The sequence below is a fragment of the Trichocoleus sp. FACHB-591 genome, assembly GCF_014695845.1.
In the GTDB taxonomy this organism is placed as follows: Bacteria; Cyanobacteriota; Cyanobacteriia; order FACHB-46; family FACHB-46; genus Trichocoleus.
In genome coordinates this window covers 1-15825 of the sequence record NZ_JACJPA010000088.1, presented here as the reverse complement: position 1 = coordinate 15825, position 15825 = coordinate 1, and the positions used below count along the sequence as shown (strand labels likewise).

General features: G+C 49.8%; 15 protein-coding genes and 1 riboswitch. Of the genes, 3 read left to right on the top strand and 12 right to left on the bottom strand.

Annotated elements, in window-relative coordinates; translation table 11 throughout:
• Positions 1-190 precede the first annotated feature (190 nt).
• The 3 genes from H6F90_RS30120 to H6F90_RS16295 all read right to left on the bottom strand — a co-directional run bounded on the left by H6F90_RS30120 (position 191) and on the right by H6F90_RS16295 (position 3819).
• On the bottom strand, positions 191-475 hold the full coding sequence (locus tag H6F90_RS30120; RefSeq protein WP_199295973.1) for a transposase: 285 nt from the start codon (positions 473-475) through the stop codon (positions 191-193).
• A gap of 166 nt (positions 476-641) precedes the next feature.
• Complete coding sequence (topA, locus tag H6F90_RS16300; RefSeq protein ID WP_370588031.1) at positions 642-2825, bottom strand: type I DNA topoisomerase; 2184 nt, start codon at positions 2823-2825, stop codon at positions 642-644.
• A 364-nt stretch (positions 2826-3189) separates the two neighbouring features.
• Positions 3190-3819, bottom strand: a complete 630-nt coding sequence (locus H6F90_RS16295) for a hypothetical protein (RefSeq protein ID WP_190553438.1) — start codon at positions 3817-3819, stop codon at positions 3190-3192.
• A gap of 158 nt (positions 3820-3977) precedes the next feature.
• On the opposite strand from H6F90_RS16295, the gene H6F90_RS16290 reads away from it, so the two are divergent.
• Both H6F90_RS16290 and H6F90_RS16285 read left to right on the top strand, forming a co-directional pair.
• On the top strand, positions 3978-4259 hold the full coding sequence (locus H6F90_RS16290; protein WP_190442919.1) for an HU family DNA-binding protein: 282 nt from the start codon (positions 3978-3980) through the stop codon (positions 4257-4259).
• A 104-nt stretch (positions 4260-4363) separates the two neighbouring features.
• A complete protein-coding gene (locus H6F90_RS16285; RefSeq protein ID WP_190553437.1) occupies positions 4364-5173 on the top strand; it encodes a TatD family hydrolase in 810 nt (269 codons plus the stop codon).
• 7 nt (positions 5174-5180) lie between these two features.
• Here the strand turns inward: H6F90_RS16285 and H6F90_RS30115 are convergent, their stop codons facing one another.
• The 3 genes from H6F90_RS30115 to H6F90_RS16270 form a co-directional block, all read right to left on the bottom strand.
• A complete protein-coding gene (locus tag H6F90_RS30115; RefSeq protein WP_199295972.1) occupies positions 5181-7526 on the bottom strand; it encodes an ATP-binding protein in 2346 nt (781 codons plus the stop codon).
• A gap of 109 nt (positions 7527-7635) precedes the next feature.
• Complete coding sequence (locus H6F90_RS16275) at positions 7636-8835, bottom strand: FAD-dependent oxidoreductase (RefSeq protein WP_190553436.1); 1200 nt, start codon at positions 8833-8835, stop codon at positions 7636-7638.
• Positions 8836-8956: 121 nt separating this feature from the next.
• The gene (locus tag H6F90_RS16270) at positions 8957-10456 is read right to left on the bottom strand and encodes an MFS transporter (protein WP_199295971.1); all 1500 of its coding nucleotides are present in this window, start codon (positions 10454-10456) and stop codon (positions 8957-8959) included.
• 216 nt (positions 10457-10672) lie between these two features.
• A riboswitch (Glutamine riboswitch) is annotated at positions 10673-10769 on the top strand.
• Between the two features lie 34 nt (positions 10770-10803).
• On the opposite strand from H6F90_RS16270, the gene H6F90_RS16265 reads away from it, so the two are divergent.
• Positions 10804-11226: a hypothetical protein gene (locus tag H6F90_RS16265; protein ID WP_190553435.1), complete on the top strand. Its 423-nt coding sequence runs from the start codon at positions 10804-10806 to the stop codon at positions 11224-11226.
• A 63-nt stretch (positions 11227-11289) separates the two neighbouring features.
• Here the strand turns inward: H6F90_RS16265 and H6F90_RS16260 are convergent, their stop codons facing one another.
• From H6F90_RS16260 to H6F90_RS16235, 6 genes are all read right to left on the bottom strand, one after another.
• Entirely contained in the window at positions 11290-12396 is a 1107-nt protein-coding gene (locus tag H6F90_RS16260) for a spore photoproduct lyase family protein (RefSeq protein ID WP_242024505.1), read from the bottom strand.
• Positions 12397-12880: 484 nt separating this feature from the next.
• Complete coding sequence (locus H6F90_RS16255; RefSeq protein ID WP_190553434.1) at positions 12881-13696, bottom strand: phytanoyl-CoA dioxygenase family protein; 816 nt, start codon at positions 13694-13696, stop codon at positions 12881-12883.
• 139 nt (positions 13697-13835) lie between these two features.
• Positions 13836-14540: a cytochrome b/b6 domain-containing protein gene (locus tag H6F90_RS16250; RefSeq protein ID WP_190553433.1), complete on the bottom strand. Its 705-nt coding sequence runs from the start codon at positions 14538-14540 to the stop codon at positions 13836-13838.
• Positions 14541-14917: 377 nt separating this feature from the next.
• Entirely contained in the window at positions 14918-15217 is a 300-nt protein-coding gene (locus H6F90_RS16245) for a hypothetical protein (RefSeq protein WP_206756184.1), read from the bottom strand.
• Positions 15196-15453 carry a hypothetical protein gene (locus H6F90_RS16240; RefSeq protein WP_190553431.1) on the bottom strand — a complete coding sequence of 86 codons (258 nt, stop codon included), beginning with the start codon at positions 15451-15453 and terminating at the stop codon, positions 15196-15198. Before H6F90_RS16240 ends, H6F90_RS16245 begins: the two co-directional genes overlap by 22 nt.
• Positions 15454-15585: 132 nt before the next feature.
• Positions 15586-15759: a hypothetical protein gene (locus H6F90_RS16235; RefSeq protein WP_190553430.1), complete on the bottom strand. Its 174-nt coding sequence runs from the start codon at positions 15757-15759 to the stop codon at positions 15586-15588.
• Between the last annotated feature and the right edge of the window lie 66 nt (positions 15760-15825).

Below are 15825 nucleotides of genomic sequence, written 5' to 3'. Positions count from 1 at the left end.
GCGGTAGTAAAGTCTCTGCCACTCGTCTGCATCAAAAGGCTGGGCTCGAAGACTTGAGTTCGATTCATGGCGACTCCCTAGCCTTTTCTCGATCTTACGATGGGAAGGGAGTAGGTGCCACCTGAGGTCCAGAAATGATAGAAGATACGAGCCCACTTGTGAGCTGTCGCTGTAATTGCCTTGGGAGCACCTAGACGGGCTTGCAGGCGACGGTAAAAGGCACCCAGGGCTGAATGAGAGAATGAGAACGAACCAATGTCTGGGCTGCCATCCGGAGAGCTGTAGCCACCCGGTTCGCCACCTGACGAGTTTTAGAACTTTTGCATTTACCACCCGTAATGCGGCTTTCTGGGCACAGACCTAACCAAGAGACAAAATGCTTCGAGGTCGCGAAGCGAGATGGGTCCAGTCCCAACTCCGACAGCACCGCCAGCACCATGAGCACGCCAACTCCATCGATCTGTGTAAAGTTCACCCCACGGATGCGGTACAAATGGGTGCACAAATCGAAGTCAGGTGCATTGCCCGGCTGCTTCTTTCCCCGTCGCTTAGCCGGAGGAAGTGGAGTGGTAGAGACATCAGCCCGGACCCATCGCCAGACCTTTAATTTCCCAAAGGTCTTTATGTATGGCGCGTTTTCATCAATCACTGAGGATCGATATAGGCTGCAACTCCCCGAACTTAGGACTCCACCAACCTTGGGCTGTATGGAAGTAGACCGCTTCTTTATGTTGGCTATTACCCCTAGCCTGAGCGTCGGAGCAACGCAGCAATTGCTTGGCTTGACCTGCTTTTTCGTAGGTATAGGTTTCTAAAGGCTTTTGGCAAATCGGGCAAGGATATTCTGTGAGCTGAGATGGCAGTGAGGCTGACGCCTGGGTTTGGTTGCGAGGACGCTCCCACTTACGACTGCGATCGCTCCAAAATAGCACTACGTCTTCACAACCACTGACGCACTTGAGGAAGTACTTTTTCTTGACTTTGCTGCTAGGAATTTTAGCCAAGTAATTTTGGCATTGCGGGCAACGAGTCCGCGACAAGTTCAATGCTTTTTCAGGGTGCGGGGCAGGATTTGTCGTCAGATGTGCTGGAATCACTTGTCTCGCTTTTGTCAGCGCCGGCGTGAAGTACTCTCGATTCCAGGCGGTGAGGTAGGTTTGCCAATCTTGTTTTCCGTCAGCAATTTGGTCTAAAGCCTGCTCCATCTGGGCGGTAAATTTAGCTTCTAGCAGATCGGGTAAGGCATCTTGCAAAAAGCTATCCACTTCTAACCCTAAACTGGTGGGTTGCAAATGCCCTTTGACGACCTCCACATACAGCCGTTGCTTCAGTGTCTGGATGGTAGGAGCGTAGGTGCTAGGACGACCAATGCCTCTGCGCTCCATCACTTGTACTAGCTTGGGTTCGCTGTAGCGCAATGGGGGTTGGGTTTGCTTCTGCTCATGTGCTGCCTGTTGCAGCGTCAGGGCTTGCTGAGGAGCTAGCGTGGGTAGCTCGGCATCTGCGCTCAGGTTAGGCCAATACTTGCTGTAACCCAAAAACTCGATCACCTGCCCTTTCGCTTGCCAAAATATGGAACCTGATTGAGTGACAATTTGCGTTTGTCGCAGTCGAGCGGCCTGGCATTGCGAAGCGATCGCCCGTTTCCAAATCAGCACATATAAGTCGAAGGCATCCGCAGCCAGTTCAACCCGCAATTCTTTAGAAGGACGATAAACATCTGTCGGTCGAATCGCTTCATGAGCTTCCTGTGCGCCTTTCGCTTTGCGGTGCTGGGTCACCTTTTTCGGCACGTTGTCTGGGTCATGTGCCTCTAACCACTGTCTTGCTTGGGTACAAAACTCAGGGCTGAGGGCAATACTATCGGTTCGCATGTAGGTAATCAGTCCCGCTTCGTAGAGAGATTGCGCCACCTGCATGGTCTTCTCAGGACTGAACCGCAAGCGAGACCCTGCCGCTTGTTGCAGCGTTGAAGTGATAAAGGGAGGGGGTGGAGTGCGAGTTGCCGTCTTACCTTCCACAGAAACGACGTGATGCGGATTTTGTTGAGCAATTTCGACTAAGCGATCGGCAGCCGCTTGAGAGGTCACGCGATCGGATTCCGGAATTTGCCCTTCTGCTTTTTGGGCCGCATCATCAGGTTGGGTTGTCTCAGCCTTGGCTTCTGTCGGTTGGCTGCGGTAATAAGCTCGCAAACCTTCGGCATAATCGACAAACACGCTCCAATAGTCTTGGGGCACAAAGGCTTGGATTTGCCGTTCGCGATCGCAAACGATATGCAATGTCGCACTTTGAACGCGCCCCATACTTTTAGCGCCGTTGTGCAATTGCCAAAGCAAGGGAGAGCCTTTGAACCCGACCAGCTTATCTAGAACCGTGCGGCACAAACCAGAGTTTACTAGATTGAGATCGATCGAGCGGGGTTGGGCGATCGCGGCTCTCACGGCATTTGGGGTGATTTCTGTGTAAACCACCCGTTGAGGCTGTTTGAGATTGAGCGCTTGCTGAATGTGCCAAGCGATCGTTTCTCCCTCGCGATCGTAGTCAGTTGCTAGCACCACAGTTTTAACTTGCTTCACCGCCGATCGTAGTTGTTGAATGGTTTCTTTGCCCCTAGTGCCTCGCGCCATAAAGCGGCACTTCACGGAGTTATGGTCTAGATCGAAGCCCAAAGCATCTTCACCATCATGGGCGAGTTCGCGAATATGCCCCATACTGGCCTTGACTAGCCAATCTGATCCCAGAATTTGACTCAGCTTTTTGACTTTACCAGGACTTTCAACGATTAGCAGCTTGGTTGCCAAGACAGATTCCCTTTCGCTCACCCAGGAGCAACAACTCCATGTACAATTGTACTATCTAGTATCTAAGAGCCGCACCAAGTTCTTTTCAACATACATTTTCAATGTACTTCAACGTACAAAAGATACAACTCAAACAACGCATGATAATCCCCCTATCGTTACCATCCTTAAATCCTTAAACCAGTTGCAATTTCGCTAAGCAGGCAGAGCTTGAGTCAAAATCAGAGCATTGCATCACTAGAGTCATCCCCTTAAGACAAGACCCTAGCAGTAGAGAAGATGCCGAGGAGCATCTGTCGCAACAGCCACATCTGCTCACAAGCTCAGCGCTTCGCAAAATCAACTTAGCTTAGAACTCTTCAGGCTGATCCAGGCTGATAGTAGACTAACGGCTACCCTCAGCAGCGGCCTTAGTCAAACTATATTGACCTTTTTTGCCTCGAAACCATTGTCCATCCTTCGCTCCAGTAGAGAGGATGTTTAACATGCGATCGCGAGCCTTGTTCCGCACATCTTGAGGAATCTCAGCCGTGAAGATGGCGTTGATCAGATCAGGAACGCTCAAGAGCTGCTTAGGTTGCTGCTGGAAAACCGTAGTAATAGCTACAGGCAACGAAGTCTGACGAAATGGGTCTTGCAAATAATCCTGCCAATTTCTAGATTGCCGGGGTTTCTTGGTGGCCTTGGTCGCTTGACGGCCTCTGGTGGCAGTCGGTTCGGGAGCCGCAGCGGGTTCGGGAGCCGTAGTAGATGCAGCCGTGGCCTCAGGAGTAGCTGTAGGTTTAGGCGCAGCCGTAGCAGGTGGCTTTGATGCAGAGAGAGCAGCGGCTGCTTGAGTAGATGTCGCAGGAGCCGTTGTGGTAGAAAATAGATCAATCACTGTTTTGAGGCTCTGACGCTTCTCCCGCAAGGCCTCCAGTTGTATTGTAATTTCTGCTTCTTGAGTTGCGAGAGTAGCATCTGCTTCCAGGAGATTGGTGAGGATAGCGGTAGGAGAAGTTGAAGAATTAGCCATAGGAAGTGCTGTCTTAGCAATTAGAGTTCAAGAGCATCATACAAAGCTCTGATATTTTCAGGAAGCCTCAAGAGGATAAGTCTTTAGACTTAGTGAGAACTTGTGATCACTGGTAAGAACCTGAACTATAATCACACCAAGTGTTGTGAGGTTTTTAAATGAACAAGGGAGAATTGGTAGATGCAGTCGCTGCAAAAGCCAACGTGACCAAAAAACAAGCTGACGCCATCTTGAGTGCTGTGTTTGACACCATTCAGGAAACGGTCGCTTCAGGTGAAAAGGTCACCCTGATTGGATTTGGTACTTTTGAACCCAGAGAACGCCAAGCACGGGAAGGCCGCAATCCTAAGACTGGCGAAACGATGAAGATTCCAGCGACTAAAGTTCCAGCCTTCAGTGCTGGCAAAGTCTTCAAAGACAAGGTTTCTCCAACCGCTTAAGCGGTTTTCTCAAAGATCAGTCACTCGCCTCCTCATTGCAGGAGGCTTTTTCGTTCTAGTACTCCTGCTCTAACAGATTGGTTAAAGGAAGCATGGAAGTGGTGATGTCATTAGTGGACATTGGGGTTAATCTGACCAACGCTGCCTTCGATCACGATCGCCCACTCGTCATTGAGCGAGCGATCGCCGCAGGAGTTGGCACTATGATCCTCACAGGCACTACAGTAGATACCAGCCAGGCAGCTCAAGTTCTAGCCAGGCACTATCCAGGCACTTTGTACTCAACCGCAGGGGTGCATCCTCATGATGTGCGGCATTGTGATGCAGCCACTGTTAGCCGCTTACGAGAGTTAAGCAGTCATCCAGAAGTGGTTGCGATCGGTGAATGTGGGCTGGACTTTAACCGTGATTATTCACCTCGCCCCGAGCAAGAATACTGGTTTGAGGCCCAGCTTCAACTCGCTTGCGAACTAAAGCTACCCCTCTTTCTTCATGAACGAGATGCTCATCAACGCTTCTTGGAAATTCTCCAGCCGTACCGTAGCCAATTAACCGCAGCCGTAGTGCATTGTTTCACGGGCAACGTGGAAGAACTAAAAGCTTATCTAGACTGGGATTTACACATTGGCATCACTGGCTGGATCTGTGATGAGCGGCGGGGTTTACATCTGCAAGAGTTGGTAGCCCAGATTCCCTTAGATCGATTGATGCTAGAAACAGATGCACCTTACTTAACCCCTAGAACGCTGCGCCCTAAACCTAAGGGGGGACGGAATGAGCCTGCCTTTCTACCCCAGGTTTTGCAGACTGTAGCCAGCGCGATCGCCAAACCTATTGAGGAAGTCGCTCAAGCTACCACAGCAACCGCTTACCAATTTTTCCAGCTACTACCTGACAAAAATAATTCCGGTTAGCCGTTTCTTACCGTAGGGCGTCGCTTTGCTGCTGGAAAGGAATCTCAATGACAAATTGGGTGCCTTGTCCCGGAATGGAGATACAATCCAGCGAGCCACCGTGATTCTCAGTGATAATTTGGTAGCTAATAGACATGCCCATGCCCGTTCCCTTGCCCACTGGTTTGGTTGTGAAGAAGGGATCAAAGATTCGCTGCTTTACTTCTGGTGGCATACCTGGACCATTGTCAGAGATCTTGATCACCACTCGATTGTTGCGGTTGAGGTGGGTGCTGATGTGGATATGCCTCGGTGACGCTACCAACTCTTGTCCGCTGGGTTGATTGTTTTGCTCCAAAGCATCGATCGCATTCGTCAGTACATTCATGAATACTTGGTTGAGCTGTCCTGCGTAGCACTCCACCAACGGCAAGTTGCCATATTCTTTAGTCACAGCGATCGCAGGGTGCTCTGGCTTAGCTTTGAGGCGATTCTCCAAAATAATCAAGGTACTATCAATTCCTTGGTGGATGTCAACCGCTTTAAATTCGGCTTCATCTAGACGGGAGAAGTTGCGGAGCGAAAGCACAATCTGTCGAATCCGCTCGGCCCCCATCTGCATAGAAGACATCAACTTGGGTAAATCTGCCCTGAGAAACTCTAGATCCATTGCCTCTGCCTCAGCCGCGATCGCAGCAACTGGCTGAGGATAGTGCTCTTGATACAAACTAATCAGGTTCAGTAGCTCCTGAGTGTAATCATGAGCAGGAGCTAGATTGCCATAGATAAAATTGACGGGATTGTTGATTTCATGCGCCACACCTGCCACCAGTTGTCCAAGACTCGACATCTTCTCGCTTTGAATCAACCGTGACTGAGTTTGTTGCAGTTCTTGCAAAGCACTTTCCAAATCTTGAGTTTGCTGACGCAATGTTGCAATCACCTGTTGCAGCTGATTAGTTCGCTCTTCTACTTGTTGCTCTAGATTGCGATTATTTTCAGCCAGCAAGTTTTCTGTGGTTTGGAGGGCGGCATTCTTGGCTTCTAGTTCTTGGGTATAGGCTTCTAGGGTTTGCAACAAGCTGCGGTTTTCATCAAAAATTCGAGAAATTCTCTCAAACCAAGGTTGCCAACTTCTAGGGATATCTAATTTTTTAGAGATGAATGCTTGACCAGATCCTTGGCTGGCAGTTTCAATATGTTCTACCAATTTGCGAGCAGGCTCAATGAAATCTCGGCGTGTCAGATGACTTGCGGCTACGAGAATTAAACCTAGTCCAGGGAGAAGCACTAGAAATAGCCAACTCGTCCCAGACAAAGCCTTCAAAACGATCGCTTGCTGAGGTATCCAGAGAACTAACTGCCAGGGAGCATTGGTTAAGGGATGATGCAAAACTAAGTAGGAATCAACAGCGTTAACTTGATCCGCTGGAGCTTGTAAGATTTGCTTTAATTGGCTTTGGAGCTTGAGTGGCAATGCTACTTGAGCTGGTTTCACGTCCTTATCTGTAGAGCGAACTAGATAGGGGTGAGCCAACAACTGATCGTATTGGTTAATTACAAATAAATTCGCTTGGCGATCGCGCTGAGTTTCCGCGTTTTTAATAAAATCGTTCAGGACATCTAGGGTGAAATCTAAAGCGACGGTTCCGAGAAAAGTATCTTTGTCATAGATAGGCTCGGCAACTGTCACCATCAAGCCTTTACCGGCTGTATCTGTATAGGCGCGGGTCCAGAAACGCTGACGTTGGGGATTATTTTCGGGTAATCCTAGCCTGTAAAAATCTTGGTTGTAATCACTCTCTACAAACAAATGATCTTTGCTGGACACCCAAGGATAAAGACTCTGAAACTTATTTTTCGACAGGTAATACACCCAAGCCAGATTGGGTATATTTTTTTTGGATGATTGAAAAAGAGCATTGAGCGCGATCGCCATCTCCACATCTCGCTTGACCTCTGGTGACATCTGCTCTAACGAGCCTTTGCCGCTCAAGCCTGCTACCATCTCCTCGGTAAAAGGAAGCTGGATACGATCCAGAGCGTAGTGGTCTTTACCAGGCAAATTTTCTAGTTGAGAGAAGAGTTTGGAAGATGGCTCACCTGGAGCATGAGTTGCTAGATGAAATTCTGCCTCGGTGTTCAGGGCACTAATATGGTCAGAGGCCCCTTTAACCATATAGTTGAGGCTTGATGATTCTTCTAAAAATTTGGTTTGCAACTGTGCAACTTCATTCTGGTAACGAGAACGAAATTGTAAGTAAAATAGCCCGCATGAGACGACAGTGACTAACGAAAAGGTAGCCAGGATAATCCGGTTATATCCTCCGAAGAAATTCGCGCTCGGATGCTTGACTCGGATACTCTGCGGCATAGGTTAAAGTCACTACTTTCATACATTAGCCTGCCCATTTGCAGAGTACTAATATTTTCAGTGAGATAACTTCAGCCATTTCATTTAACAAACTAAGTAATCTAAGCAACTAAACCAACAGTTGGATTGGCGCTACGCCTTGGCGTAACTGATGCTGGCGTTTGACCCAAGAGTATCGCACCAAGGGGCCGAGAAAAGGTGCAAACTGGCTAGCTCCCCAACGCAGAAAGGCACTATGTTCTAGGAGATCGGCTTGGGCCGCTTCTTGGCGCTGAAGTTGCTGCACTCGGATAATTTCTGGTTCGCGATCCGCCTGAATTCTTGGCAACACTGCGTCAATAGCTGCGGGTAATACCCCTTGCTGTAGTAACGGCACCAGATGATTTGCAGTCACTAGGACATCACGCAAAGCCATGTTGATGCCTTGGGCGCGAATCGGAGACATAGGATGAGCCGCATCTCCCAGGAGCAATAGCCCTGGAACAGACCATTGGGGGCAGCGTCCCGCGACCACCGACAGTAGAATCGGGCCTTCTAAGGTAGCGGCGTTTTGGCGAAAATGCTCAGCCAGCCAATCTGGAGAAGTGGCGGCTAGTCGCTCAGCCCAATTTATTTGCTGCCAATCTTTTGCTTCAGATGGACGCAAGGCCCAGCCCACCTGCAGCTCGCCTTCAGAACTACGAAATAAACCTAAAGCATCACGATCTTGCAAAATCGAGTAAAAAACATTTTCTGACTCAAATCGGTGATGGTCGGCTAGCTTGAACCAAAGGATGTCAAAACTTTGAGACTGTTGTTCTAAGACTAAGCGCGATCGCTGGCGAACAATAGAATTGCGACCATCCGTGCCAATCACCAAGTCTGCACTTAGCTCCCGACCATCGCTAAGCTTGATCCCTGCCACTCGTTGCTCATGCCACAACAAGTCTTGCACCGGGGTTCCCTGTACCAGCTCAAAGCCAGAATAAGCCCTTGCTTGCTCAATGAGCACCTCTAGCAAAGCCGTTTGCGAAACTAGGGTGCAAGGTTTACCACCCGGTTCGATCGGTTCTGCAACTCGAAACAGAGATCGCTGGTTGAGCCAAAATTCCCAGGCATCCAAAGCGCGGTGAGGAATGCGATCGAGCAGAGCGGATAAGCCCATTTGCTCTAGGGCATCCAACCCGCTCGGCATCAGCCCCTCACCCCGAAAAGTGCGACGAAAGGTGGGAGAAGCTTCCACGAGCTGGACTGAGATACCCCGTTGCCCTAAAAGGAGAGCAAGTGCTGCCCCCGCTGGCCCCGCCCCTACAATTACTATCTGAGTCATGACTGAGAAGCGTTGATGGAACTTTGTAGCCTCATCTTCTCATGCAGCACAGCCCTGAAACCTAAGCCCCAGCCTCTTTCCTCAAGGAAAGGGGAGCAGATTCATAGAGTTTATTTACAGCTTATTTACAGCCAATGGGTAGCTCGATTGGCTTGATGCCTAAAAACCAATAATCGGCTTGTTGCTTCAGGTGTTGCCAAACATGTCCGAGGGGGCGGCTTTGCGGTTCTTGCAGCCAGAACAACGGCAATAACGCCACCAATCGCAGTCCACTAGAAACCACAAACAATTCTGTGATGCCATTGGAGCCTGCGGATTGGGCTAGCCAACCGCCAACCATTGCTCCCATTGCGCCACAGACTCCACCGATCGCGGCAGTGATGGCAAAGTAGGTGGTGTGATGACGTACTGGGGCGATCGCTAACTGCAAATTATTAATGCAAAGGTCGATCGCGGCTCCTGCCCCACCCCCCAACAGGTGTAGAACGGGAAACCAAAACCAGAGTGACACTGCATTAGTGCTAGTGCCTAACCAAAGCAGAGGAATAATGGCAACTAACACTCCATCTAGCAAAAGAATCGGACGATTCCCAATGCGATCGGCTAATTTACCCCAAAGCACCAGCATCAGTAATGTCGCGCCTGCGCCGAGACCGTTGTAGAGCGTTACCCAGCTCACGTCTATGGATAGGTTATCCAGCAAATACAGATTAAAGAAGGGATTGCAGAGATTCACCCCAAAGGCCCACACCCCAAAGTAGAGCAAAAACATCAAGAAATGAGGATGTTTAAACATGCTGGTATGAGCCGCTTCCGAGCCAGAGAAGGCAGCAGTGGCATCAGCAGTAGGCTTTGATTTAGGTTCTGGAGCAGTCAAGCGAGCTTGCGGATTCACATCCGTCATCTGCGACTGACAAGCTAAGCTGAGCAGCCCTGCCACAATACCCACCAGCATGAACACACCGAAGCCTTGAATGCTGCCCCCCGGAAAGTGCGAAACTGCTAGCCCTAACAATGGCATGGCTACCAAGCTAGTCAAGCTAAAGGCACTGTTACGAAAGCCAAAGTAACGTCCCCGTAGCTGTCGAGGCACCAATACTGCTAACCAAGCTAGCCAAGAAGCACTACCAAACGCACCTAACACATGAGTCGCTAGCAACGCAGCCAGCGTGGCAATGATCATCGTCTGGTTGCTGGTAGGGTAGGCACTAAAGGCCAAAATCTCGATCGCCAGCGGTAACCACAGCAAACGAGAAATTCCGTAGACACAGAGGCCATACCACCGACGGCTAGAGGTGCGATCGGCCCAATAGGCACCTAAGGGTTGCAGCAAGTTTGCCACCATCGGGATCGAGGCCAGCATGCCAATTTGCACCGTGCTGGCATCTAGCTCTACAAGAAAATTACTGAGTAGCACGCCTCCGGTGATGTTGCTGAAGAGCGTAGCAAACACCCCATCCCAGGTAGAAGCCCGGAGGCTAGAGCGAATCGCAGCTTTAGGAACTTTCGCAGCAACTTCTGCCGCCAAAGGCTGAGACAAAGAAGTTTCTACAGCGGCGATCGATTCTGAAATCACTTCGCCTAGAGAAAAGATGGTTTCCTCAGTTAAATAATTCGTCACCCAGTTTCATCCTTAGAGCTGTCGGCCTAGATCGGTCAGGGGAAGCATTCAACGCTTGCAATCCCCAGTGTTCCCAGGATGATGGGCCGAAAGATAAATCCAGGCTGACTGTAGATTTCTAAGGTGGCTAAGGCGATGGGTAGCCATCAATGTTAGGAGACTAAAACATAGTTAGTAGCAAGCCAAGAATTTTGTCATAATTAATACAGAAATAAAATCGTTCATCTCCACCTGTTTTGAGGTGTGCTCGACTGAAATCTAAGTGAGATTTAAGTAGGAGACGGAAGTAGGGTTTAGCCCGAAGGAACGCGCTTCATTTTGTTAGGCCAATTGGATGGAGCGTTGCTATGAAAAGTCAGTGGCAAAATTATCGCGATTTAGAACTAATTGCTAATCTGAGATCCCAACAGCAACCCCAGCATTTACCCTTTAGCGATCGCCTGGATCGCATTTGGCGATCGCTGGTAGACACTGGGATCAAGACATTTTCTGACCAGCAACAAACAGAACACTTGGATCGCTGCTGGTCATTGGCTGCTCCTCAGGGACAGCCCATTAACCCCTCTAATATTTGCCGTTTGCTTTGGCTCAACCTTAAACAAATTTTAACCAACCCACTGATCAGTTCTGAGGAGCCAGAGATACAAGAAGTCAGCGATCGCGATGGGTCTCATGGGTGGTCGGTCACCCATCCTAGAACAGGTCAGAAGACCTACCTGCAATCTGAGGATGAAGTGCGAGTTTGGTTAGAGGAACGCTTCTACCGCTAATCCTGCCAGACTCAAAATCCGCCCAAACCTCACCTAGGCTGGACGGATAGAGAGAAGAATTAGTTAGGTCCAATAAAGGATTTGGGCTTTGGGAAAGCGCTGAGCAAGCTCACGCTCGAAAAACTGGCGGAGAGACTTCATCGTATCTGAGTCGTAGACGTACTTAATGCCACCGAACTTATTGCGCTTGACGCTGCGAGTGGATTCGTCTAGATCTAGCTTGCTTTGGGGATACCACTGCTGCAACACCTCTTTAGAGCCAGGAGTGAAGCGGTGGGAGATCAGCTCAAACGTCAAGTCACAGTCAAAATCTAAAGCTGTACTGATGTCATCGAGTAGTTGGGTGTAATGCTGCTGCCAATCCTCGATCGGCATAATCGGAGCGATCACCAAACCAATCGGATAACCACCGCCACCCTGCCCCCGTGGCAAGGCCAATCGTCGCAAGGCACCCAACCGAGCCTGGACCGAAGCCGTACCCCCCTCAAAGCGACCCGAAACAGGTGCTGCATTTACACTGGCTCGACAGCGGGTGTGCCTATTGTGAGGTAAGTCTAACAGATTCTCCACAGCATCGAACTTAGAGACCCAGCGCAGATAACCATCTTTGCGAGTGCCAAAGTAGCGGATACACTCGGCTAAACTGCCTGTGAGGTGCTCAATTCCTAATGGATCGGTGTAGCAACTAACCTCAAAGCTGGTCGCCTGACCTGCACGTTCGTAAGCAGCCAGATTGTCTAAAATCTGCGGCAAGTTAGCGTAAGCTCGAATTACTGGCGGTCCCTGGAGACTACCCGCCAAGTAGCAGTACTGACAGTGAGCAGGACAGCCTTCGGCTAAGTGAAACTGCCAATCTGCTGAAGGAGGAATGGGGCTGAGCTTAAATTGGCTCGGCGGTGCTGTCACTACAGCTAAAGTCCGCTTGGCAATGTCATAGGTTTCGCGCTCTGTCTCTCCGCGCAAATTGGTTAAGCGATTACGTGGTAACTCCTCAACAGGCAAGTTGAGCGATCGCACCCGCTCCAGAATTCGCTGGCCCCACGGCTCCTCTAAAGCTGCTGGTGTGAATAGAACCCGATCTGGCATCCATAAGCGGGTCTTAACATTGCCCAAGCCTGATGGACTTGTAGGAGCAGAAGTAGAGCTAGCAACCGTTGTAGGTAAAGACAAAATCGGTTCTCCACACTGAAACTCTCTCTATTATGATTGGATTCCCACAAGGCGGAAACGTAAATAAGGAGCGGATTTCAACCTGTTTGGAGTAGGGTTTGTACGCTGCGGTAAACCACACACAACATACTTTTAGCGCTTCATTACTAAAGCCTGGATAAAGGTGGTTTATCCAGGTGCAACGGGACCGAGAATCAAGCTTCGTTTGTGCACTCTAGCAATTTCTTGCGCCAAACCCAAGCCTAAATCTATCCTTTCCACTTTACAAGTCCGAGCAGGCTCAGCCCGATGAAAACGGTCAAGAATTCGATCGCGTAGGGAGATTGTATTTAATAGACCTGTTGCTCAATGCGATCGCCATTGATTTGAGAGGACATGATGAATCAGAAAAAGTCCCTTACGGGTATCGTATCTCAGCAGTTTGCTTAGGCTCCACCGTCCTGATTTTGAAGAACTACAGTCAAACTGCAAATGCAGTCAGAGGCTAGTAAGCGTAAGATTGGTAAATCTCTGTAGCAGTCTTGGCTTCTAAGGTTTCAACCACCGGGTTGAACCGTAACAGATGACGAGCGCGGTCTGAGAGCGTTTCTAAAGCTGCACGAGGTACTTGAATTGAAACCTCAGGTCGGAACAGCCAACGGCGGCTATAACCAATCACCACCATAGGACGGGGAATGTCGGTGCGGTTGGGAGTGCCTCGGTGTAATCCTCGCACATCTCGGATCATCACATCCCCTAAGTTCAAAGTGATGGGTTCTAGCTCGACTTCCCCCGATTCCAGACGGCGAAGCCCTTCTTCCTTAGTAAGCAGATGAGTTCCCCGTGCCACTTCAAAGGGTCCATTTTCCAGGGTGACATCGACGAGAGGAAAGTTGATGGCTAGTTGAAAGGGAGGAGTTTCCTGAGCCATCTCTGGAAACAAAGGAGGTGCATCTCGATGAATGGCTTGATAGTCTGACCCTAACAGGGGTGTATCGGTTGCCAACTGACACATCACCGCATCTTCCCCCACTAGCCCTGCCGCGATCGCCAAGATCGTGTCATCTTTGTAAATGCTGGGGTCGGCAAAAGGAGCTTGAAACGGGAGGGTGACATAGTAGCGAGCAGCCCCTCGATTTTGCAAATCTCCTTCGCGGGCAATGTGTTCTTCCAGCAAGGGAGTAAAGGCTTGATGCCAGCTTCTCAATGTATCTGGAGAAAAGTGTTGCCGCAGGATGCAAAAGCCGTCCTGGAGAACGGCTTGAGTCAATGCCTGAATGTCTTGTTGGCTAGTGTGTTCCTGGTTATGGAGGGCTGTCATAGAAATTGCGATCGCAGACAAAAACTTCTCGATCTTAAGCAGCCCTCATTTTTTCGTCATTAAGAGTTATAAATTGTAGCTATAAGCACCAAGTTAGAGCGACCTAGTTCATCCGCCGTTGCAATCGCTGCAAGGATAGTTACTTGAACAGCGGAATCACCCAGGCAGCCATCAAGCTGAGCAGGATCGCCATTTCTAGCCCAGCTAGAGGGTGGGACAATGAGCACCAATGCAACCAGGTACCTTGGCGAACCCCAAACCACCACTGGGACAGGTGGCTAGCCCACAGTTTGGGGCTATCTGGCTCCCGAAACTTCCAGTGGAGCATGGACCGCAGTAGGGGCACTCCACCCACTTTGGCATTCATCAGCAGGTGCAGCGCGATCGCCATTACCATAATTACCCAGGCGATTAAGTGAGCATAGTACCAAGCATGATTTAATTCCCCCTTGGGCAACCAGGTTTCATCCATCATCTTGCCGCTGAAAAGGGCGAACGTTAAGGCCAAGAGGGCAAAGGTATTGGTCAAACGATTTAAGGTATACCACCCAATGGGTTTACCAATTTGAGCTAATTTAGCCAAGGAGTCGAGTTGAACGAGCCGCTGCTGCCCGCGATGAAAGGCGTAAAGCACAAACGCCGGGAATACCAACAAGGTATATAACCCAAAGGTGCCATGTATCCCTTCAATCTCTCGGTAGGAGGGTAATGGAAGTCTTCCCCAGCGGCCATCATAGGTGTTGTAAGTCCAGAAAGCCGTGAGGATTGCAACCACGAGAAATAGACCCGTGAGGCCATGTAACAAGCGAAGGAGGAGAGGTTGATAAGGTTGAATCAATTTCATAGAGAGCCAGGAGTAGCGAGTTGGCTGGTAGCACTAATCTAGACCCGCAAGGATGAGTAGACGCAAGCCAGCCCAGCAATGTGGGCAATCCGCACGGTCTGAATTGCTTTGTGCAAGCACAGGCAGATGCTGACGAGCGGGCACTCTCCAAGATAAAGAGTGGTCAGAAGCGATCGCCCTAATATGATACATTTTCCCACAATTCGATGGGTTAGGGCTTAATACAACCTCCCAGTACTGCTTGATCAAGGGCGCTGAAGCAGCCTTGAGCGTCGAGGAACACTCCGGGTATGAAGTTTTCGGTTCCCCGAACGATATGAAGCTCGCTTTTTCAAAGCGAACGGGACCGCAAGATACTCCATCTCCTGATAGAAAAACTAGGTAGCATTCCCTTCAAAACCACTGCTGCACTCTACCTGTTCCCGCAACACAGGGCGCTGCAATACCACCTTTTCCGCTAATGCGTAGGTCGTCACTGCTCGCTCGTGGCCACTCGTCTCATACCCCTCAACCTCAACCTCTTGGACATAAAAAGGCTGAACTATTTCCCATCGGCAGAGTTCTCCCAGGTCAACTGGAATTCGCATCACGGCCTGCGCATTGGGATAAGCCCACAGTTGCTCGCCGATCACAGTTGGCTCAATCCATGTCTTGTTTAGCTCCTGGAGCGATCGCAAGGAGTATTGTGCTCATCTGCCCAGACTCGCAAAATTTGATTGGCTTGCTCAATCACAGAGATTGCAGGTCCAGCCCCAGACTGCCGCAACGCAAGCTGGATATCGAAACAAGGCAGAGGGATCAAAAAATCGGGCTCATCGCTCTCGCAAGTATAATTGTTTAAGTATTTCTCATCTACAGTTGGAGAAAAGACTCCTGGTAGCTCTTGAAACCGTTGCAGTAAGTCAAGCATCATCAACCTTGAGGCGATCCAATTTTATAGAGTGTCAACCCGGTGAACATAGGCGATCGCGCTGCAATTTCTCATGGACAAATTGGGAGGATTGCACTTCCGGGAGGGAGAGACAAAAGAGGATATCAATGCTGGCTAGAGAGGAGAACTGGCAGGGACAGGCACTCCTCGCATCAGTGCGGCCCAGCGTTGAAACGTCCGTCTCGGTGCTCGCGTCATCACTAGGGACTGCTGAACCGCCAGCGGTGCATGGTCTAAACACTCCTCTAGTTGGGTTACAGCCGCAGGTGGTGTTTGTTGCCGCGTCACCCAACTCAGGTTTAGACTAAATGGTTAAGAAAAGCGGCCGGATCGCTGATCTGACCGCTTAATAGT

What these genes read in the sequence shown, in the direction of transcription:
- H6F90_RS16285 (WP_190553437.1), top strand. Translation starts at nt 4,364, where the DNA reads ATGTCATTAGTGGACATTGGGGTTAATCTGACCAACGCTGCCTTCGAT.
- H6F90_RS30115 (WP_199295972.1), bottom strand. Translation starts at nt 7,526, where the DNA reads ATGCCGCAGAGTATCCGAGTCAAGCATCCGAGCGCGAATTTCTTCGGA.
- H6F90_RS16250 (WP_190553433.1), bottom strand. Translation starts at nt 14,540, where the DNA reads ATGAAATTGATTCAACCTTATCAACCTCTCCTCCTTCGCTTGTTACAT.
- H6F90_RS16275 (WP_190553436.1), bottom strand. Translation starts at nt 8,835, where the DNA reads ATGACTCAGATAGTAATTGTAGGGGCGGGGCCAGCGGGGGCAGCACTT.
- H6F90_RS16290 (WP_190442919.1), top strand. Translation starts at nt 3,978, where the DNA reads ATGAACAAGGGAGAATTGGTAGATGCAGTCGCTGCAAAAGCCAACGTG.
- H6F90_RS16295 (WP_190553438.1), bottom strand. Translation starts at nt 3,819, where the DNA reads ATGGCTAATTCTTCAACTTCTCCTACCGCTATCCTCACCAATCTCCTG.
- H6F90_RS16265 (WP_190553435.1), top strand. Translation starts at nt 10,804, where the DNA reads ATGAAAAGTCAGTGGCAAAATTATCGCGATTTAGAACTAATTGCTAAT.
- H6F90_RS16240 (WP_190553431.1), bottom strand. Translation starts at nt 15,453, where the DNA reads ATGATGCTTGACTTACTGCAACGGTTTCAAGAGCTACCAGGAGTCTTT.
- H6F90_RS16255 (WP_190553434.1), bottom strand. Translation starts at nt 13,696, where the DNA reads ATGACAGCCCTCCATAACCAGGAACACACTAGCCAACAAGACATTCAG.